The sequence below is a fragment of the Pedobacter frigiditerrae genome (assembly GCF_032678705.1).
Classification (GTDB): domain Bacteria; phylum Bacteroidota; class Bacteroidia; order Sphingobacteriales; family Sphingobacteriaceae; genus Pedobacter; species Pedobacter frigiditerrae_A.
Map to the genome: position 1 here is coordinate 1,313,887 of NZ_JAVTSS010000002.1, position 21,675 is coordinate 1,335,561.

Here is a 21,675-nt window from a genome sequence, read left to right on the forward strand (position 1 = left end):
TATGAAAAAAGTAATTTTAAGTCATCCTACCGGAAACGCAAATGTAAAGGCTGCTGCCAATGGTTTTGCCAAAGCAAATCTACTAGCTAAGTTTGTAACTGCCATTGCGGTTTTTAAAGGAACATTTGCTTTTAGTATATTTGGTATCGGACCATTGAAAGAGTTTCGGCGAAGAACTTTCCCGGATTCTTTGAAAAAGATCACCACAAAATACCCTTGGAACGAATTGGCAAGGATGATGGCCTTAAAATTGAAATTAAGGGCTTTGGTAAATCACGAAGTAGGCAAGTTCAGCATTGATTCGATTTGCAGGCATTTGGATGGTAAGGTAGCGGCACTAATAACAAAAGAAGGGGAAATAGATGCAGTGTACGCTTACGAAGATGCGGCTTTAGCTAGCTTTAGCGCAGCAAAGAAAAAAAGCCTGATTTGTCTTTACGATTTACCTATTGGATATTGGCGAAGTATGCATGAATTGTTAAATGTGGAGATAAAGAGCAGGCCAGCCTGGGCAGCAAGCATGGGTGGGGTGAATGACTCGTTACAGAAATTAGAGCGCAAGGATCAGGAATTGGGGATGAGTGATCATATATTTGTTGCGAGTGATTTTACTAAAAAAACATTACAAGCCTATCCGTATAAATTGGCACCCATTACCGTTATCCCATATGGTTTTCCAGAAGTTGGATTTCCGAAAACATATGAACCTTTGATAAATAGACCTTTGAGATTGTTGTTCGTTGGTGGCCTATCGCAAAGAAAAGGGATTGCTAATTTGTTTGAGGCAGTGGCAAATTTTGGTGATAAGGTGACCCTAACGGTAGTTGGCAGAAAACCTTCATTAGATTGCCGCCCTTTAGATGAGTATCTTGAGCAACATCATTGGATCCCTAGTTTACCACACCATGAGATTTTACAACTAATGCGTGAAAATGATATCTTTGTCTTCCCTTCGTTATTCGAAGGTTTTGGATTAGTTATTACCGAGGCAATGTCTCAAGGAACGCCTGTTATCACGACAGAAAGAACCTGCGGGCCGGATTTAATTGAACATGGAAAGAATGGATGGTTGATTGAAGCTGGCAACACCAATGCTTTAACCAAACAAATCGAGGTGATTTTAGCCGATCCTGCAGTTATTGAGCAGAACGGCTTTTTAGCTATGGAAACCGCCAAACAAAGGCCTTGGGCTAAATATGAAAAAGAGCTGAGCGAAGCCGTATTAAAGATCATTGAATGAAAAATTCTGGAGGAGAAAAATTAAATAATATTAAAAAGGCTGTTTGGCTTTATTTTTTGTTGTTAGTTTTTGAAGGAGCACTGAGGAAATGGTTTCTTCCAGGACTGGCTACACCACTGCTCGTTGCCAGAGATCCAGTTGCGTTATATGTGATTTTTATGGTTTGGCAAACTGGTAATATGCCAAAGTCAAATTATTTAACGGGTATGGTTGTGATTACGGTTATTGCTGTTTTTACGGGCATGCTGTTTGGGCATGGCAGTTTAAGTGTATCCTTATATGGTGCAAGGATTTTACTGATTCATTTCCCATTTATTTTTGCAATGGGTAGGGTTTTTGATAGAGAGGATGTACTACAGGTGGGCAAAGTATTGCTCTATGTTTCTATCCCTATGGCATTATTGGTGGCCATGCAGTTTTATAGTCCTCAAAGCGCCTGGGTAAATAGAGGCGTTGGGGGTGATATGGCTGGGGCTGGTTTTAGTGGTGCCTTGGGCTTTTTTAGACCGCCTGGTACTTTTTCGTTTACCAACGGAACGACCCTCTTTTTTAGTTTTGTAGCGGTGTATGTCATTTACTTTTGGCTTAACCCTAACATTGTTAGCCGCTGGTTACTGCTTGGGGCTTCGATTGCGGTGATGGTCGCTATCCCTCTCTCTATTAGTAGATCATTGCTATTCGGCATTGGTGTTTCTGTGATGTTTTCACTGCTTCCTGCCCTAAAAGGTGGTAAATATTTTGGGCAGATCATTGTGGTTACTATAGTTGTGATGTTAGGCTTGGTTGGTTTAAATCAAATGAGTTTTTTTCAAACCGCTACAGAGGCCTTTACTTCGCGTTTTGAGACCGCAAATACCGTAGAGGGCGGCTTAAATGGCGTATTTGCTGACCGTTATCTAGGGGGGCTCATTGCTGCTATCAAGTCGTCTGCTGAACAACCCTTTTTTGGACAAGGCATTGGGATGGGTACTAACGCAGGTGCTGCCCTGATTACTGGGAAAGGCACAACCTTTTTAGTTTCAGAAGGTGAATGGGGAAGGCTGATAGGTGAAATGGGCCCAGTTTTAGGCCTCTTAGCCATTTCTTTTAGGCTTGGATTAAGTTGGGATCTAGCCCGTAAAGCATATAGTAGGTTGAGGATAAATGATACCTTGCCTTGGATTTTATTGAGTTTTGTACTCTTAAACCTTCCTCAAGGTCAATGGGCACAACCAACCTCGTTAGGTTTTGGGGTTTTTGCTACAGGAATTCTTATCGCTTCGTTGAAATTTAGGCCAATTCCTAGTTCCAACCCAAATTTAATTAACCAAACCCAAGCTTAAATGAAGTTTATATTAATTGGCAATTATCCTCCCGATCAACAAGAAAGTATGCAGAGGTATACCAATGGTCTTGCGTATAATCTAAAACAAAAAAAAGTGAGTGTTGAAATTTGGTTACCCACAGTTTTTTTTGGTAGGTTGGTTAAATCACCTCATCATGGTTTAGGAAAATGGCTAAATTATATCGACAAGTGGCTAATTTTTCCAATTGTTATTAGCGCTAGATTGTTCATGAGGAAAAAGCATTTTAGGGATATTTCTTTTCATGTTTGCGACCATTCTAACTCACCTTACCTTAACTATTTGCCTGCAGTGAGGAGCGGGATTACTTGCCATGATGTATTGGCGATAAGAGGCGCATTTGGCGATAAAGATGCTCATTGTGAGGCTTCTCGAACAGGGAAAATTTTGCAAAGGTGGATTTTAAGCCATTTAAAAAAAACAACGATACTTACTGCTGTATCGCATCTTACTATGAAGCAGCTTGTGGAGTTGTGTGAATTTGAGCCAGTTAAATTACATGCGCAATGGAAAGTTATTTATAATACCTTTAATGCAGAATTTAAACCAATGGCTAGCGCTAAGGCGAAGAAACTTTTAGCTGCAAAGATTCCAGAAAACCGTGATTTTATTTTACATGTCGGCTCAAGTTTGGCTCGAAAAAACCGGAAGATGTTGTTGGATATGGTTCATGAACTAGGAGAACACTGGAATGGCGTAATTTGTTACGCTGGTCAAAGCATAGATGAGGCCCTTGTAAACCATGCCAGGGATTTAGGTCTTGAACACCGGCTAATTGGCATAGAAACGCCTAGTCATGAAGTGTTAGTGGCTTTATATAGTAGCTGTACCGCTTTTGTTTTTCCGTCTTTTTCTGAGGGTTTCGGATGGCCTTTAATTGAAGCACAAGCATGTGGTGCACCAGTTTTAGCCAGCAATGCTGCACCAATGCCAGAGATAAGTAATGGGAGCGCTTTGCATGCAAATCCATATGATGCTGCAAGTTTTGCGAAAGCATTTTCGCGGTTGCTAACAGAAAAAGATTCTTTAATAGAAAGAGGATATGAAAATTGTAAGCGGTTTGATCCTGAAACTTTAACCACACAGTTCATTAATTTATATAAGCCAGGATATAAATGATAAAAAAAATAATCAGTACGTTGCTTCCATGGGGGCTGAGGAGGAGGGCTTTAAATAAATGGTTTGGTTATTCCATACATCCTACCGCAAAAATTGGTTTGGCGTGGGTTTTCCCTACGGAATTGATTATGCATGCCCATGCTAGAATTGATCATTTCACGGTTGCACTGCATTTAGATAGGGTTGAAATTGGTGAGCAATCCTCTATTGGTAGAAATAATTGGATTACAGGTTTCTCTAGTTTTGGAACTAGCAAACATTTCGCTCACCAAATTGAAAGAAGGTCAATACTATTGATTGGAAAAGAAAGTGCAATTACAAAAAACCATCACATAGATTGCACAAATCTTATTCAGATTGGTAACTTCTCTACTGTTGCCGGCTATCAAACACAGTTGTTAACCCATTCGATCGACGTGTATGAAAATAGGCAAGACAGTAAGCCTATCATTATTGGTGATTATACGTTTATTGGAACAAATTGTGTTGTTTTAGGGGGGGCAATTCTTCCCTCTCATTGTTTGCTAGCGGCAAAGTCCATGTTAAATAAAAGCTTTCATGAAGAGTGGAAGATTTATGGCGGGGTGCCAGCGAAACCAATCGCCGCTCTATCCATGGATGCGAAGTATTTTACGAGAACAAGCGGTTTTGTATATTAACGATTGAAAAAATGAAGATACTTCATGTAATGTCTAGTTTAGATCCGGCGGCGGGAGGGGTAACTCAAGCTGTGAAAACTATGATTAATGGTTTAAATGAGTTGGAAGTAAACAATCAAGTGGCTTGTTTAGACGATCCTAGGAACTCTTTCTTAAGTAATTTACCTTTTAAGATCTACGCTTTTGGACCTAATAAAACACCCTGGAAGTTTGCTCCAGCGCTCTTAAATTGGTTAAAGATAAATATGGATGGTTATGATGTTGTTATTGTACATGGACTTTGGCAATACCACACCTATGCCACGATTAAAGCAATTAAAACTTTAAAAGGTATCAAGCCAAAATTGTATGTGATGCCCCATGGTATGCTAGACCCTTATTTTCAAAAAGCTAAGGGACGTAAAATTAAAGCCATAAGAAATTGGGCTTTTTGGAAACTAATAGAAAAACAGTTAGTAAATAATGCAACTGGCCTTCTGTTTACATGTGAAGCTGAAAGGAATTTAGCTGCTACAACTTTTAGTCCGTATCAACCCCGAGCAACAGTTGTTGTTGGGTTGGGAGTAGAGGCACCACCTATGTTTACACCAAGGATGGAGGCTGCTTTTAATGAAAAAATAGGCAAATCGCTAAAGGAGTACTTAATTTATTTAGGGAGAATCGATCAAAAAAAGGGGGTAGACTTATTGGTAAAAGCCTACTTAAGATTAGTCTCAGAAAAAGAAAATTTGCCTCCCCTAGTTATTGCTGGGCCAGGTTTAGACACACCATTCGGGGCGGCAATTTTGCAATTGGTTAATGGTAATAAAAATGTGCTATTTCCAGGGATGCTGAGTGGGGATGCAAAATGGGGAGCTTTTTATGGTGCATCAACCTTTATATTACCCAGTCATCAAGAAAATTTTGGTATTGCAGTGGTAGAGGCATTGGCTTGTGGTAAACCTGTTTTAATTTCTGATCAAGTAAATATCTGGAATGAAATTGTTGCAGGACTAGCTGGATTGGTAGCTAATGATACAGAATTAGGGACCTACAATTTATTGCGAGATTGGTTCGAAAAAAAGGATAAAGAAAAGAAAGATATGTGTATTTTTGCTTTAGATACCTTTAATAGTCGCTTTTCGGTAGAAAATGCGGCTAAATGTCTGCTTGGAGCTATTAAATAGTTATGAAATCTGAATTAATTAATGTAGATACCCATACTGGAGCGTCTTTTTCCTTTAAGAATCGTTTTGCAAGGGTAATTTGGAGTGTGGTTTATCAAATTTTATTTAGGTTTTCACCTAAACCCTTACACGGATGGCGATCGTTTTTGTTGAAGCTATTTGGTGCCAAGGTTGGTAAGGGTGTACATATTTATCCTGGAGTAAGAATTTGGGCGCCCTGGAATTTAGAGCTCCATGATCAATGTGGTGTGGGCAGTGGTGCAAATTTGTATTCGCAAGGCAAGATAACTATTGGTGAAAAAGCAGTCATTTCTCAAGGGGCCTACTTATGTGCAGGTACGCATGATTATACCAAAGCTGGTTTCCCATTAATAACGGCACCAATTTATATTGGTAAAAATGTGTGGGTTGCTGCAGAGGCTTTTGTGCACCCAGGAGTAGCCATTGGCGAGGGTACTGTGGTTGGAGCGAGAGCCGTAGTGGTGAAGGATTTGCCAGCGTGGATGGTCTTTGCGGGCAATCCGGCAAGACCAATTAAAGATAGAGTGATAACAGATTTGCCAATATGAATTTATAGTTTGCATAAGATAAATGATCTCTGTAATAATTCTAACTAAAAATGAAGAAAAAGATTTGCCTAGCTGTTTAGCTTCCATAACTTGGTGTGATGATATACATATCTTAGATTCTGGAAGTGAAGATAGGACGATTGAAATAGCGAAAAGCTTTAAAACTTCGATTAGCGTAAACTCATTTAAAAGCTTTGGTGACCAAAGAAATTTTGCATTAGATCATTTAGATATTAGATACGAATGGATTTTGTTCCTAGATGCAGATGAGGTAGTTACGGCCAAGTTTCATGCTGCCATGATACGAAACATCCAAGCCTCTAATTCGGAAGTTGCTGGCTTTTATTGTTGTTGGAAGATGATGTTAGATGGAAAATGGTTAAAGCACTGTGATAATTTTCCTAAATGGCAATTTCGCCTTTTGAAAAAGGGAAGGGCCCACTTTACTGACTTTGGCCACGGACAGAAGGAAGGTGAAGTGAACGGTGTGATAAAATATATCAAAGAGCCTTATTTGCATTTCGGCTTTTCTAAAGGATGGAGTCAATGGATCGAAAGACATAACAAATACTCAAGTCAGGAAGCAATTGCGAGACTAGAAAGCAGGCCGCCTTTTGCAAGCGTATTTAGTAAAAATACCAGCGTTAGAAATCCAGCATTAAAATCATGGTTAAGTCACTTACCAGGTTGGCCATTATTAAGGTTTACGCAAGCTTACATCTTAAGTTTTGGCTTTATGGAAGGTAAGCCAGGATTTATCTATTGTGTAAATATGGCTTACTATGAGTTTTTGATACAAATAAAAATGCGGGAAATAAAACTGAAGAATAAATCATAGTATATGTCTAAAAAAATACTGGTAATTGGTATCAATTTTTTTCCCGAATTAACTGGCATTGGAAAATATACGGGCGAGATGGTTCACTGGTTAGCGGAGAAGGGATATGAGACCACCATGGTAACTAGTTTTCCCTACTATCCCTATTGGACGGTGCAGCAACCTTATACAGGTAGTTTTTATAAAAAAGAAGTTTTAAAGGGCGGTAAGTTAAAGGTTTATCGTTGTCCCATGTACATACCAAAAAAGCCAACTGGGATAAGGCGGTTATTGCATGAAGCAAGCTTTTTAATCAGTTCGTTTTTTGTTGTCTTTCTATTGCTATTTAAAAAGAAAAATGAATTGATCCTCGCAGTTGCACCACCATTTCATTTAGGATTTTTAGCTTTGTTTTATCGCTTTTTTAAGGGTGGTAAAATTGTGTATCATATCCAAGATTTGCAAGTCGATGCGGCTAGAGAATTAAAGATGCTACCAAATGGTCTATTTTCTGTTTTATTTTGGCTCGAGCGATTAATTCTTAAAAAGGTGAATATGGTGAGCACCATTTCTGAAGGGATGATTAAGCGGGTAAAGGCAAAAGTATACAGGGAGGTAGTTTTTTTTCCGAACTGGGTGAATACTGATAGTTTTTACCCTCTTATGAATCGGGAGGAACTGAAATTAGAATGGGGTTATAAAATTGAAGAGCAAATTATCTTGTATTCTGGCAGTATTGGGGAGAAACAAGGTCTAGACGTCATTGTTCGTATAGCAGATGGGCTAAGACACCTCCCACATCTTAAATTTATAATTTGCGGGACAGGGCCTTATAAGGAAAGATTAATCGCTATGGCTGTGACGGCAAACCTTAGTAATGTTTTTTTTTCTCCCTTACAGCAAAGTGAGGTTTTCAATCGTTTTTTAAACATGGCAGACCTCCATTTAGTTTTACAAAAAGGAGATGCAAGTGATTTGGTTATGCCTTCTAAACTGACTACCATTTTAGCTGTGGGAGGCTTAGCTTTAGTAACAGCGCATGAAAGTACAACCTTATTTGATGTAATAACTCAAAATAAGATGGGAATTGTAATTCAGCCTGAAAATGATGTTTCACTTAAACAAGCAATTGAACAGTTTTCCTTAGCAACTTATACCGAGCAACGTTTAAGGGCCAGGGAATATGCTTCAAAATATCTTAATAAATACAATATTTTGAATGCATTTTTAGCCAATTTTTAGAGTGAGCATATAATTAAGATACATTGAAATTGCCATACGCAGTCTTCTTATTGCTAATTTAATAATAGATAATTGACACACTGTATAACAGAACGCTCCTTATGAAAAATCCTTTAGAGTCGCCCGATAAATTACTCTTTATTGACGGTCTTAGAGCTTTAGCAGCCATTTATGTAGTTATGCATCATGCTAAGTTGCATTACATCTTGGATACAACTAAGCTTTCGCCCATTCAGAAGCTAACTTTAAGTGGCTTGTCTTTTGGCCACTATGCTGTAGGCCTTTTTATAGTGATCTCTGGATATTCTCTAATGCTTCCTGCAATAAAAAGGGGTTATGTGGTGCCGAATGTTTCAGACTTTTATTGGAGGCGGGTAAAGAGGATTCTGCCACCCTATTACATTTCCCTACTTTTATCTCTTTTACTAATATACTTTTTTATTGGAACGCAAAAAACTTTGACTCATTGGCACATGAGTATTCCAGTGACTTTTAATACAGTGCTTGCCCATTTATTTTTGATACATGATTTATTTCTGTCCCATGTCTATAAAATCAACCATTCATTATGGTCAATTTCTGTAGAATGTAGGATCTACCTTTTTTTTCCCCTTATCGTTTTCTTTTGGAAGAGGCTTGGTCCAGTGGTTACATTGGTAGTTACGATACTCTTTTCCGCTTTCCTTTACATCATTCTTACCCACTTTAGTAACAGATACGAGGATATCAATCTTGCTTCAGGTGTGAATCCATATATTGTTCTTTTTGTTTTAGGAATGTTTGCTGCGGATATGTCTTTTTCGGACTCAAGATTGTCAAGATTCATTGACCGTCTACATTTGGGCACAGTGATGATCTTCTTAATTGCCGTTTTTGTGCTGTTTAAAAAGATGTTGTTCACTCTCAACGTCCAGCTAGATTTGGATGATGAAACAGCAATTGCAGATTTGATTTTTGGCGCTGTTTGCTTTTGTTTGCTTGTGATTTGTGGCAGGCCGAAATATGAAAAGTCTTTCCTAAGATTCTTTAAGCAGATTTTTTCTTGGCAACCTTTGGTTTTCTTAGGTATGTTTGCCTATAGCGTTTATTTAGTTCATGCACCTATTTTAGAACTAATTTCGGTTTATCTAATTCCTTTGTTTAACATAAGTTCGGCGTATTATGCGACACTTGTTTTAATCATATTAGGAACTTCAATAGTGGTAGGTCTGGCTTATCTTTTCTTTTTAGCTTTTGAAAAGCCATTTTTAAATAAACGAAAGGAAAGTTTAAAGAAAACAGAATTGAATGCTGTTCTCAATCCTGCCCCTTAAAAATTAATGTTAAAAGATAAAATATGAATAGTTCTACTGTAAATATCGCATTTTGCATCAATAGACTTGCTTTAATAGGCCTAGGGGTCACCATCTCTTCGTTAGTAAGGAATTGTGCGCAGACCAGCAAGTTGAAGCTAAATTTTTTATGCGCTGGGCTAACTGATGATGACAAGAACAATATTAATGAATTGTTAAAATTAGAAAATTATAAGGGTTCCGTAGCATTTATGGACTTCGAAGCATCTAAGGCGTTTGGGTCGTTCAAGTCCTTGCATGGAGATTGGACTACTTATGGAAGGTTGTTATTGCCCGAATTGATTAAAGAGAAAAGTGTACTCTATTTAGATGCCGATCTAGTTGTTGAAGCTGATGTGCTGGAAGTTGAGGGCTTTGATTTTCAAGATATGGCATTGGCTGTTGTAAATAGCGGCCTCATCAAATATACACTGGAGCGTAAGTTTTTTGTAGAAGTGTTAGGGATCTCTCCAAGTACGCCAACATTTAATGCAGGTGTACTGCTGTTTAATTTAGATCGCTGGAGAGAGGATAAACTTAAAGAAAAATGTTTAGCTTTTGCCTCTAGATACCCAATGGAACTGCTTTCTTGCGATCAAACGATCTTGAATGCCTTGTTCTTGAAGTTTTCTTCGCTCCCTGCTCATTTTAACTGTGAGTGGCTGCCTTATCATCAACAACCAGCCACTGGTAAAAAGATGATATTTCATTTTGTTGGGTCGCCTAAGCCCTGGGATATTTTGGGCTTTTTGGTTCACAATGGACATTTAACTTGGAAGAGCTATTTAAATCCGTATTGGGCTAAGCACTATAGTAAACTGTCTCTTGGAGATTTGAAAAGAGCTTGGAAAATCAGAAGATCGTATTTTAGGGTGATGAAACTAAAATTAAAGAAATGATTTTGTCTCGAAAATAGTTTTTTATTGCTTTTAGCTTTTAAAACAAAATTTTAATAAATACTTTAAAAAAACCTATTTATGTTTATCGATGCTAACAGAAATTGAAGTTTGCCCAATGGAACAGGTTGTTTCTCAAGTAAAACATTATATTTGTGTGGTTTTCACACTAAGCCTCTATAAAAGGATCTGAAGCCTTATAATGTCATAAATTTATGTTTATTAGCGCACTACATCACAAAATTATTAAATGAAAAAAATTACTAACATTTGCTGTATTGGTGCAGGATATGTCGGCGGTCCTACTATGGCAGTGGTTGCCAAACAATGTCCTCACATTAAGGTTACTATCGTAGATTTAAATGAAGCAAGAATTGCGGCATGGAATGATGAAGATGTAAACAACATTCCGGTATACGAACCGGGTTTAAGTGAGGTGGTGGCAGAAGCTAGGGGCAGAAACTTGTTTTTCTCTACTGATGTAGATGCAGCTATTGCAGAAGCGGAGATGATTTTTATTTCGGTAAATACGCCTACCAAAACTTATGGGGCTGGTAAGGGTATGGGCGCCGATTTAAAATGGATTGAGTTATGTGCTCGCCAAATTGCACGTGTTTCTAAAACCGATAAAATTATCGTAGAAAAATCTACTTTACCTGTACGTACGGCTGAGGCGGTTCGCGATATTTTACACAATGCTGGAAATGGGGTAAAATTTGAAGTCTTATCTAATCCAGAATTTTTAGCGGAAGGTACAGCTGTAGAGGATTTGATGGCGCCTGATCGCGTTTTGATTGGTGGTGATTCAACTCCAACAGGTCAAGAAGCAGTTGTGGCCTTAGTAGATGTATATGCCAATTGGATTCCTCGCGAAAGAATTTTGACCACCAATGTTTGGTCTTCTGAGCTTTCTAAATTGGTAGCTAACGCTTATTTGGCGCAACGTATTTCATCTATCAACTCTATCTCTGAGTTGTGCGAAAAAACAGAGGCTAATATCAATGAGGTGGCTAGGGCAATCGGTACAGATAGCCGTATTGGTCCGAAGTTTCTAAAGGCTTCCGTTGGTTTTGGAGGTTCATGTTTTCAGAAGGATATTTTAAACTTGGTTTATATATCTAGGTCATTCGGTTTGCGTGAGGTTGCCGATTACTGGGAACAAGTAATTATCATGAATGATCACCAGAAAAAGCGTTTTGCCTTAAATATGGTAAGGGATTTATACAATACCGTATCTGGCAAAAAGATTACTTTTTTAGGTTGGGCCTTTAAAAAGGATACCAATGATACAAGGGAATCTGCAGCGATTTATGTGGCAGATGAGTTGTTAAATGAACAAGCGAATATTCGCGTATACGATCCTAAGGTAGGGCAAAGTCAGATTTTAGGCGATTTGGACTATTTAGCTACCCGCAAGCCTGAAGAAAATGCAGCTTCGGTGAAAGTTTATGAAGATCCTTACCGTGCCTGTGAAAATACACATGCTATTGCTGTTTTAACTGAATGGGACGAGTTCACAACTTATGATTGGCAAAGAATTTATGATAGCATGTTAAAACCTGCCAAGATTTACGACGGTAGGAATATACTAGATACAGAGAAATTAAGGAAAATAGGTTTTAAGGTCACTTCAATTGGTGTAAGGTAATGGAACGTAAAAGAGTATTAATCACAGGAGCGGCAGGCTTTTTAGGCTCACACTTGTGCGACAGGTTTATTGCAGAAGATTACCATGTAATTGCCATGGATAATTTAATCACTGGCGATTTACAAAATATTGAGCATTTGTTTAAATTGGAGAACTTCGAGTTTGCTCATCATGATGTTTCTAACTTTGTTTATGTGCCGGGTAAATTAGACTATATCTTGCACTTTGCTTCGCCAGCTAGTCCGATAGATTATTTAAAGATACCGATACAAACTTTAAAGGTAGGTTCTTTGGGAACGCACAACTTGTTAGGTTTGGCAAAAAACAAAGGGGCTAGAATGTTAATTGCTTCAACTTCTGAGGTATATGGCGATCCTAATGTGAACCCACAGCCTGAAGAATACTGGGGTAATGTTAACCCGGTAGGCCCAAGAGGCGTTTATGATGAGGCTAAACGTTTTCAGGAGGCAATTACCATGGCTTACCATACTTTTCATGGTGTAGAAACCAGAATTGTAAGGATTTTTAATACTTATGGGCCAAGGATGCGTTTGAACGACGGAAGGGTTTTGCCTGCTTTTATTGGTCAGGCGCTACGTGGAGAAGATTTAACTGTTTTTGGCGATGGTTCACAAACCCGTTCGTTTTGTTATGTGAGCGATTTAGTGGAAGGTATTTACCGATTGTTATTAAGTGATTATGCGCAGCCGATGAATATTGGTAATCCGGATGAAATCACCATTAAACAATTTGGGGAGGAGATTATCAAGTTAACAGGTAGTGACCAGAAACTGATTTTGAAGGATTTGCCGGTTGATGATCCTAAACAACGCAGACCAGATATTACCAAAGCAAAAGCAATTTTAGGCTGGGAGCCGAAAGTGAATAGGGCAGATGGTTTAAAGATTACTTATGAGTATTTTAAGTCTCTTCCGGAGGATGTGCTTTATAGTAAGGACCATAAAGATTTTAAAGGTTTTACGAAGTAGTTATTGCCAGCTTATTCAAGGATTTTATTGATAAATACCCTAGCGCATTAGTGTTAGGGTGTTTTTTTTTGGAAACCAGTCGTCCTATCGAACGAGCTCTTGCGACAGCTTGTCCCGATCCGATAGCTATCGGATTTATATCGGGAAGATATATGCTTGAATGTGACTCATAGATCTCTCCCAAGGTCGAGATGACGGACTTGATTGAGATGACGTGACGCTTGAATGTGACTCATAGATCTCTCCCAAGGTCGAGATGACGGTAACACTGGGAGATGACGATAACGCGGGGGATGACATATAAGTATTCGTCATCTCGACGGAGCGCCTGCCTATCACAGGCTGCGACGAGAGATCTTCGAGAGGGATTAATTCACAGATCTCTCCTATCGTCGAGATGACGGACTTGATTGAGATGACGTGACGCTTGAATGTGACTCACAGATCTCTCCCAAGGTAGAGATGACGTAATAAGTGTTCGTCATTTCGAACGCAGCGCAGCGAGAGCCTGTCCCGATCCGATAGCTATCGGATTTATATCGGGAAGATATCTGCTTGAATGTGACTCATAGATCTCTCCCAAGGTCGAGATGACGATAACGCAGGGAGATGACGATAACACTGGGAGATGATCTCACGTAAGCGTCATCTCGACAGAGCGCCTGCCTATCACAGGCTGCGACGAGAGATCTTCGAGAGGGATTTGTCTTACAGATCTCTCCCAAGGTCGAGATGACGGACTTGATTGAGATGACGTGACGCTTGAATGTGACTCACAGATCTCTCCTATCGTCGAGATGACGATAACACTGGGAGATGACGCGACGCGGGAAGATGGCGAATATTTATTACCACTCTTTTATAACTTCCCATAAATCTTTCCAATCAGGGTTGATGCTATTTATCAAATCATCTTTCTTTTCCCTGCGCCATTTCTTGATTTGCTTTTCTCTGCCAATTGCCTCTTCTATGGTAAAGAGTGACTCATAATAAACGCAGTATTTTAATTGATATCTAGCAGAAAAGGAGTTTGGGTATTTGGCAGACTTATGTTCTAGGATTCTGCTGAATAGATCAGATGTTACGCCGATATACAAAACTGTTTTGTTATAGTTTGTCATGATGTATACGCAGCCGCCTCTTTCCATAGGATTAAATTAGTTAAAATAGTTGACTTATGGATCTCTCCTAATGTCGAGATGACGTAATAAGTGTTCGTCATCTCGACGGAGCGCCTGCCTATCACAGGCTGCGACGAGAGATCTTCGAGAGGGATTAATTCACAGATCTCTCCTATCGTCGAGATGACGGACTGGGAGGGGATGAGGTGACGCTGGGAGATGACATAATAAGTATTGGTCATCTCGACGGAGCTCTTGCGAAGAGAGATATGCAAAAGGAGTTAATTAACAGATCTCTCCCGAGGTCGAGATGACGCGACGCGGGAGATGACGGATTCGGCGAGATGACTGGCTGGGTGGAGATGACGGGAGTTTTGCTTGCAGATCTCTCCGACTGTCGAGATGACGAAACTCGAGCGAGATGAAGTAGATAGGTGTTTTTGTTCCGTAGTGAATGAAGTTCGGCTGAATTTTGCGGATTTAATGATCAACAAATTGTTAAAATAATGTTTATCGAAGTTTAACTTTGTGGAAATAGTCGATGAAATGGTAGTTTTAGTATAAAATACCTGTTATTAGGTATTTTATTTTGCTTTTTAAATGATAACTTTGCTTTCTTGTTAATTGAAGTTAGTAAAAAGTATAATTTCTTAATCCCTAGTTAAATTATGGCTCTTCAAACTCGTTATAATTACCTGTTAAGGTTTATTTTGCCTATAACAGACGTTTTAATGCTCATTGGAATATATTATCTAGCCTCTTTTGTTGCGGCAAGCTTTGGCAAAACATTACATGACGAACTTAATAAAAATCATGTAGTCATTAGCACTTTGCTATGGTTCATCAGCACGGCAATATTTGGCTTATACACAGCTTATGGCGCCAGAAGATTGGAAAGAATTTATAGAGGAACTTGGAGAAGTATAGCTTTACATTTTGCACTTTTTATCAGTTACCTTATCTTTTTTAATGAAGATGATTTTTCTAGGGCATTTTTAGTCATTTTTTATCTATTAACTGCCACAGCTTTTATTCTAAACCGTTTTATAGGGACGTCTATTCAATACATCGTACTCAATAAATTTAAAGAAGCAAAAAAAATTGCCGTAATGGGTTCTAATGGCACGGCCTTACGCTTATCTACCTATTTACAAAAACAAAGAAATGTAGAGTTTTATGGTTTTGTGGGCGATGATGATTCAATATACGATCAGAATAAAGGATTTGTATCAGAAATTGTTTCTGAAAAATTAAATGAAGCCGTTAATTATGGCGTAAAAGAAGTTTATGTGGCCGTTGCTCCTCAACGCATGTCTGATGTAAAGGCCTTGGTTGCAGAAGCAGATAAACAATGTATAAGATTAAAGTTTATTCCTGATCTAGGCGCAAATATGGGTTCGCCATTTACCATTAGTTACATGGGAGGTGAGTTTCCCATCATCACACTCAGGAACGAACCATTGGAAGACATGGGCAATCGTTTTAAAAAACGTGCCTTTGATGTAATTTTTAGTAGTCTGGTTATCTTTTTTATTTTGAGTTGGCTGTATCCTATTATTGCCCTACTAATCAAACTGGAGAGCAGAGGTCCTGTATTATTTAAGCAATTGAGAAGCGGCAGAAATGACGAACCATTTTGGTGTTATAAGTTTAGGAGCATGACTGTTAACGAGGAGAGTGACGACAAGCAAGCTACCAAGGACGATGTTAGGGTAACTGCCATAGGACGCTTTTTGAGAAAAACAAGCTTGGATGAAATGCCACAGTTTTTTAATGTTTTTTTAGGGGAAATGAGCGTTGTAGGCCCTAGACCACACATGCTGAAACATACCGAACAATATAAAGAGATCATCAATGAGTTCATGGTAAGGCATTTCATGAAACCGGGCATAACAGGCTGGGCACAAGTAAATGGATTTAGAGGTGAAACTCGCGAAAGAAGAGATATGGAAAATCGGGTGAAAGCGGATATCCATTACCTAGAAAATTGGACGGGGATGTTAGATGTAAAAATAGTCTTTATGACCATTATCAATGCGGTTAGAGGCGAAGAAAATGCGTTTTAAATCTGCAAAAGCGTATATTCTTTCGACCATCTATTAGTCATCACCGGGAGACATATAATGAAAAACAACAAGTTAGATTGGTTTGAGCCTTCATTTTAAAATTGTTAAACAAAAGTTGTAACTTTAGACCCTAAGTCAGTTAGTTATATATAGCAATCGACAACAACCTCTCACTCTAGCATGGCTCACCAAAACCGTTACAGTTTTCTTTTAAGGTATATCTTGCCCTTGGTAGACCTGATCATGATCAATGGTGTTTATCTTGTGGCTAACTACATCACCACGATGTTAGGAAGGAATATAGTATTGGTAGAGAAAAATTACAATCACATTATTGTATGTAATTTGATCTGGCTGGTTTGTACAGCATATTTTGGCCTTTATAGTATTTTAGGGAACAGAAAAATAGAGCGAGTGTACCGATCCACTTATAAAAGCGTCGCTGCCCATTTTGTTTTATACACGTTTTATCTTGCTTTTCATATGGAGAAGCACCTTTCCTGGACATTCGTGGGCATCTTTTATGTATTAGTAACTGTATGTTTTATTTTCAATAGGTTTTTGGGAACCTCGTTTCACTATACGGTATTATCTAAATTTAATGTGGCCAAAAAGGTAGCTTTTATAGGTGCGCACGAAACTTCGCAGAAGCTAATTACTTATTTTGAAAGCGAACCAAATCTTTCTTACTATGGTACCTTAGGAGGGGATGAGTTTATCTACGACCATAATAATCATACAACCGCTACCCTTGTATTGCAAAAATTAAGCACTGCCGCGGCAGCTGGAGTTAAGGATATTTATGTTGCTGTGGATCCGAATAAAATGTCTGAGGTGCAGAATCTCATACAAGAGGCAGACACGCAGGGAATCAGGATAAAATTTGTGCCTGATTTGGGGCTTCACTTATCTCCCAACTACGGGATTAGCTATCTCGGTAACGAATTCCCCATTATTACGCTTAGGCATGAACCATTAGAGGAGATGGGAAGCAGGTTCAAGAAAAGAGCATTTGATGTTTTATTTAGTTCGTTTGTGATTGTTTTTATTTTGAGTTGGCTCTATCCAATTATGGCAATTCTGATTAAATTGGAAAGTAGTGGCCCAGTTTTATTCAAGCAAAAGAGAAGCGGTAGAAAAGATGAGCCGTTTTATTGTTATAAATTTAGGAGTATGCGTGTGAATGCAGAAAGCCATGAAAAACAAGCAGTTAAGCAGGATCAACGGATTACGAAAATTGGCGCTTTTTTAAGGAAAACGAGTTTAGACGAAATGCCACAATTTTTTAATGTTTTTTTAGGTACAATGAGTGTGGTCGGTCCGAGACCACACATGTTGGCGCATACTAAAAAATACAAAGCGATTATAGATAAGTTCATGGTCCGCCATTTTGTGAAGCCAGGTATAACTGGTTGGGCACAAGTAAATGGGCTAAGAGGGGAGACAAAGGAAGATAAAGCGATGGAGAGTAGGGTAAAATACGATATTTATTATTTAGAAAACTGGACAGCCATGCTCGATGTGAAGATTGTTTTCATGACCATTATAAATGTGTTAAGAGGTGAGGATAATGCTTATTAGGGCGTTGAGCGGGGTAAGTTGTTAAGGTGTGGAGATGGAGAGTTGTGAAGCCGGTTTAGGGTTTAGGGGTGAGTTGTTAAGATGATGAGTTGTGGAGGTGGTTTGTTTGAACGAAAACAATTGACGGCAGACGATGGGCGAAGGTTGGTGAGGGTAGGGGTTAGTGCTTAGAAGTCTAAGGGTTGTTCGTTGTTCGTTGTTTGCTTTGAACGACAGACGATCAACGACCAACGTTGGTGCAATTAAAAAGATTTGACAGTGGTATTATATTTGTTACTATATTTGGTTTAAAATAAATGAAATTGTTTAGTCAGATTAATATCGTTCCTAAGTGGATTATTTTTTTACTGGATTTAGGTATCTGCCTATTTTCTTTATTTATTGCTTATTTTCTACGATATAACTTTGATCTTAATAGCATACAACCTGTAGAGTTTGGGAGAAATGTGGTTATTATCACCGTAATTAATGTTTTGGTTTTTCTAAATGTGAAAACCTACTCAGGCATTATCAGGTACACCAGTGCTCAAGATACTTTTAGGGTTCTTTATGCGGTTATCGCTACCAACGGGACTTTCTTTTTCATTAATATGGCTGTATTAGCCTTTAACCGAGATCCATATATTTCTAACATTGTATTGGTGATCAATGGGCTAACGAGTTTTCTGTTTTTAATTACTTATAGGGTATTGATCAAGTACTTTTTCATGTACATTAAAAACCTAACCCTTGACAAGAGGAAGGTAATTATTTACGGCGCAGGAGAGGCAGGCTTGGCTACTAAGCGTACTTTTGACCATGATGGCAAGGTTAACAAGACCATCATTGCCTTTGTAGATGACGATGATCGGAAAGTAGGGAAAACCATTGATGGCGTCAAAATTATAGCTGGTCAGAAATTAGAAAGCTTGATTGTTGAGCATGAAGTAGATGAAATTATTTTTGCTTCTTATACCATTCCTGTTGAACGTAAAAACCAGATCGTTGACATTTGCCTAGAGAATGATATTTTGGTGTTAAACATACCACCATCCGATGTTTGGTCTAAAAGCAAATTGCATACGCGTCAGATACAGAATATCAATATTGAAGATTTGCTTAACCGAAAAGCTATCCAAATTGATATTGAAGGTATACAAAATCAACTTAAAGGAAAGAGAATCTTGATAACCGGTGCGGCAGGCTCAATTGGAAGTGAGATTGTTCGTCAGCTGATGAAGTTTGAAACTAGCTTGATTATTCTATGCGATCAGTCTGAAACTGCTTTACACCATATCTATTTAGAGTTAGAGGAAGCACATGCTAATATTAATTTTCATGCTTTTGTGGGTGATGTAAAGGATGAAAAGAGGATGAACCACCTCTTTGAAACTTACAAACCACATTACGTATATCATGCTGCTGCCTACAAGCACGTTCCGCTAATGGAAGATAACCCAGCAGAAGCTATAAAAACAAATGTTTTAGGTACTAAGACTATTGCAGATCTGTCGGTTAAGCATGGTGTACAGAAATTTGTGATGATCTCTACCGATAAGGCGGTTAATCCTACCAATGTGATGGGTGCTTCTAAGCGGATTGCTGAGATTTATGTACAATCCTTAAACAACTCGCTTCATCGACCTAATTTTATCTTTAGTAACGGGCTGAGCTATATTAATGAACTAGAAGTAAAGCCCATTACCAAATTTATCACGACCAGATTTGGTAATGTATTGGGGTCAAATGGATCTGTAATACCAAGATTTAAGCAACAAATAGAGAAGGGTGGACCAATTACAGTTACCCACCCAGAAATCACCAGATATTTCATGACCATTCCAGAAGCTTGTCGCTTGGTGTTAGAGGCGGGATGTATGGGCACGGGGGGTGAGATCTTTATATTTGACATGGGTAAATCTGTGAAAATTGTAGAGTTGGCCAAAAAGATGATTCGTTTGGCAGGTTTAATTCCTAATCAAGAGATAAAAATTCAGTTCACAGGATTAAGACCTGGGGAGAAATTATTTGAAGAGCTTTTGAATGACAGCGAAAACACAATGCCTACTCACCATGAAAAAATTATGATTGGTAAGGTGCGTGAATATGTATTCTCAGAGATTGAATCACAAATATATACACTATTAGATTACGCCAAGAGAAACGACGATAGAAATGTTGTTGTCACTATGAAGGCTTTAGTTAAGGAGTATAAGAGTAAAAACTCTGTATTCGAAGAACTTGACCATCATGCTAGCGATTAAAATAAACACCCTTTATGAAAATAAGATTACTAAGTTTCCTTCTGATTTTTGTCGCCTCAACTTTAAATGCTCAACAAATTATACCTTATAGCTATTACCAATACCAAAAACTAAATAAGTCGCAATATAGTTTAGATACACGTTTTCATACCTCGTTGAAACCAGTGATTGGTGATGATAGTGTGATTACTAAAAAACTAGATTCTTTGCTTAGCGTTGGTATAACAGCAAAAAACACCTGGGTTGGGCGTAAATTATTTAATGAACACTTAGTCGAAATAAAAAAGGAAGACTATAGTTTTTACTTAGATTTTTTAACTGATTTACAGATAGGAAGGGATAATGAACATAAAATCAATACCTTTTTAAACACAAGGGGTTATCAGGTTGGTGGTCATGTTGGAAAGAAATTCAGTTTTTATAGCAGTGGATTTGAGAATCAAGCTCGATTTAACAATTATTTAACTAAGTACATTGTAAGCAAAGGTGTGATTCCGGGACAGGCAAATGATAAATTTGATCCCGCCAACACCACAAAAGATTGGGCTTATGCTACTGCGGTCTTAAACTATGATGTGAATAAATACCTAACGGTTACGCTAGGTCAAGACAAAAATTTTATTGGAGACGGCTATCGTTCAATGTTATTCTCTGATGTGGCTTCTCCTTATCCCTTTTTAAGGCTTACAGCTACGCTAGGCAATGTAAAATACATGGCCATGTGGTCGCAATTTCAAGATCCCTTGGCACCAAAGCTTTCTTATGATAATGGTTTCAGAAAAAAATGGGGTGCTTTTCATTATTTAGATTGGAACGTTAACAATAGGCTTTCTGTAGGGTTTTTTGATGCGATTATTTGGCAAGGGGCTGATGAAACAGGCAGAAGAGGTTTTGATGTAACTTATTTAAACCCTATTGTCTTTTTAAGAACGGTTGAAGGGATAAATGGATCGCCGGATAACGCACTGCTGGGTTTTACGGGGAAATATAAATTACTAAAAAACTTAACAGTATATGGACAAGCCGTAGCCGATGAGTTTACGGCGAAGGAAGTTTTTTCAGGGGAGGGTTATTGGGCCAATAAGTTTGCCTACCAGCTAGGTGTTAAGGGATTTGATGCTTTTAAAGTTGCCGGTTTAAATTACTTGGCAGAATTTAACACCGCCCGTCCATTTACTTATACCCAAAGAAGTTCGACCTTAAACTATGGGCATTATGCCGAAGCGCTGGCACATCCGATGGGAGCTAATTTTAGGGAGTTTTTAACCATTTGGAATTATCAAATTAATAAATGGGCTTTTTCTGCACAAGCTAATTATGCCACTTATGGTTTAAATAATGGTGAAAATGTTGGGAAGGACATTAATGAATCTTACGAAACACGTGCCAGGAAATATGGATACAAAACCGCGGGAGGTTTAAAGACTAATTTTGCTTATTTAGATGGAAGAGTTTCCTATATCATTAATCCAAAGTACAACTTAAGATTTGAGGCCGGTGCGATATTTAGACAAGAAAAGAATAGCTTATCTACTGATAAAACTACGATGATTACCTTTGGTTTGAGAAGTAGCTTTAGAAATATCTATCAGGATTTTTAGTGTAGTCTCAAGTCTTGAGTCGGCAGTCTCGAGTCTAGTTGTTT

At 38.4% G+C, this 21,675-nt stretch carries 17 protein-coding genes; 16 read left to right on the forward strand and 1 reads right to left on the reverse strand.

The window, feature by feature from the left end; genetic code table 11:
• Position 1 precedes the first annotated feature (1 nt).
• The 12 genes from R2Q59_RS16445 to R2Q59_RS16500 all read left to right on the forward strand — a co-directional run bounded on the left by R2Q59_RS16445 (position 2) and on the right by R2Q59_RS16500 (position 13,019).
• Entirely contained in the window at positions 2 to 1,240 is a 1,239-nt protein-coding gene (locus R2Q59_RS16445) for a glycosyltransferase family 4 protein (RefSeq protein WP_316786287.1), read from the forward strand.
• The gene (locus tag R2Q59_RS16450; protein ID WP_316786288.1) at positions 1,237 to 2,562 is read left to right on the forward strand and encodes a hypothetical protein; all 1,326 of its coding nucleotides are present in this window, start codon (positions 1,237 to 1,239) and stop codon (positions 2,560 to 2,562) included. The genes R2Q59_RS16445 and R2Q59_RS16450 overlap by 4 nt, the downstream gene beginning before the upstream one ends.
• The gene (locus R2Q59_RS16455) at positions 2,563 to 3,702 is read left to right on the forward strand and encodes a glycosyltransferase family 1 protein (RefSeq protein ID WP_316786289.1); all 1,140 of its coding nucleotides are present in this window, start codon (positions 2,563 to 2,565) and stop codon (positions 3,700 to 3,702) included.
• Positions 3,699 to 4,361, forward strand: coding sequence for a hypothetical protein (locus tag R2Q59_RS16460; RefSeq protein WP_316786290.1), 663 nt, complete (start codon positions 3,699 to 3,701; stop codon positions 4,359 to 4,361). Before R2Q59_RS16455 ends, R2Q59_RS16460 begins: the two co-directional genes overlap by 4 nt.
• An 11-nt stretch (positions 4,362 to 4,372) precedes the next feature.
• Complete coding sequence (locus R2Q59_RS16465) at positions 4,373 to 5,527, forward strand: glycosyltransferase (protein WP_316786291.1); 1,155 nt, start codon at positions 4,373 to 4,375, stop codon at positions 5,525 to 5,527.
• Positions 5,528 to 5,529: 2 nt separating this feature from the next.
• Complete coding sequence (locus R2Q59_RS16470) at positions 5,530 to 6,096, forward strand: WcaF family extracellular polysaccharide biosynthesis acetyltransferase (RefSeq protein ID WP_316786293.1); 567 nt, start codon at positions 5,530 to 5,532, stop codon at positions 6,094 to 6,096.
• A gap of 22 nt (positions 6,097 to 6,118) precedes the next feature.
• Positions 6,119 to 6,934: a glycosyltransferase family 2 protein gene (locus tag R2Q59_RS16475; RefSeq protein WP_316786295.1), complete on the forward strand. Its 816-nt coding sequence runs from the start codon at positions 6,119 to 6,121 to the stop codon at positions 6,932 to 6,934.
• 3 nt (positions 6,935 to 6,937) lie between these two features.
• Positions 6,938 to 8,155, forward strand: coding sequence for a WcaI family glycosyltransferase (locus tag R2Q59_RS16480; protein ID WP_316786297.1), 1,218 nt, complete (start codon positions 6,938 to 6,940; stop codon positions 8,153 to 8,155).
• 101 nt (positions 8,156 to 8,256) lie between these two features.
• A complete protein-coding gene (locus R2Q59_RS16485) occupies positions 8,257 to 9,468 on the forward strand; it encodes an acyltransferase (protein WP_316786298.1) in 1,212 nt (403 codons plus the stop codon).
• A 23-nt stretch (positions 9,469 to 9,491) separates the two neighbouring features.
• Positions 9,492 to 10,385 carry a glycosyltransferase family 8 protein gene (locus R2Q59_RS16490; RefSeq protein WP_316786300.1) on the forward strand — a complete coding sequence of 298 codons (894 nt, stop codon included), beginning with the start codon at positions 9,492 to 9,494 and terminating at the stop codon, positions 10,383 to 10,385.
• A gap of 247 nt (positions 10,386 to 10,632) precedes the next feature.
• Complete coding sequence (locus R2Q59_RS16495) at positions 10,633 to 12,030, forward strand: nucleotide sugar dehydrogenase (protein WP_316786302.1); 1,398 nt, start codon at positions 10,633 to 10,635, stop codon at positions 12,028 to 12,030.
• On the forward strand, positions 12,030 to 13,019 hold the full coding sequence (locus tag R2Q59_RS16500) for a UDP-glucuronic acid decarboxylase family protein (protein ID WP_316786304.1): 990 nt from the start codon (positions 12,030 to 12,032) through the stop codon (positions 13,017 to 13,019). The genes R2Q59_RS16495 and R2Q59_RS16500 overlap by 1 nt, the downstream gene beginning before the upstream one ends.
• Before the next feature lie 848 nt (positions 13,020 to 13,867).
• On the opposite strand, the gene R2Q59_RS16505 is transcribed toward R2Q59_RS16500, so the two are convergent.
• Positions 13,868 to 14,167, reverse strand: a complete 300-nt coding sequence (locus R2Q59_RS16505) for a GIY-YIG nuclease family protein (protein WP_316786306.1) — start codon at positions 14,165 to 14,167, stop codon at positions 13,868 to 13,870.
• 704 nt (positions 14,168 to 14,871) lie between these two features.
• Here R2Q59_RS16505 and R2Q59_RS16510 point away from each other — a divergent pair.
• The 4 genes from R2Q59_RS16510 to R2Q59_RS16525 all read left to right on the forward strand — a co-directional run bounded on the left by R2Q59_RS16510 (position 14,872) and on the right by R2Q59_RS16525 (position 21,631).
• Positions 14,872 to 16,206, forward strand: a complete 1,335-nt coding sequence (locus R2Q59_RS16510; RefSeq protein ID WP_316786308.1) for an undecaprenyl-phosphate glucose phosphotransferase — start codon at positions 14,872 to 14,874, stop codon at positions 16,204 to 16,206.
• A 180-nt stretch (positions 16,207 to 16,386) separates the two neighbouring features.
• Positions 16,387 to 17,787 carry an undecaprenyl-phosphate glucose phosphotransferase gene (locus R2Q59_RS16515; protein WP_316786310.1) on the forward strand — a complete coding sequence of 467 codons (1,401 nt, stop codon included), beginning with the start codon at positions 16,387 to 16,389 and terminating at the stop codon, positions 17,785 to 17,787.
• A gap of 302 nt (positions 17,788 to 18,089) precedes the next feature.
• Positions 18,090 to 20,030 carry a nucleoside-diphosphate sugar epimerase/dehydratase gene (locus tag R2Q59_RS16520; protein ID WP_316787316.1) on the forward strand — a complete coding sequence of 647 codons (1,941 nt, stop codon included), beginning with the start codon at positions 18,090 to 18,092 and terminating at the stop codon, positions 20,028 to 20,030.
• A gap of 14 nt (positions 20,031 to 20,044) precedes the next feature.
• Positions 20,045 to 21,631 carry a gliding motility protein RemB gene (locus R2Q59_RS16525; protein ID WP_316786312.1) on the forward strand — a complete coding sequence of 529 codons (1,587 nt, stop codon included), beginning with the start codon at positions 20,045 to 20,047 and terminating at the stop codon, positions 21,629 to 21,631.
• Positions 21,632 to 21,675 lie beyond the last annotated feature (44 nt).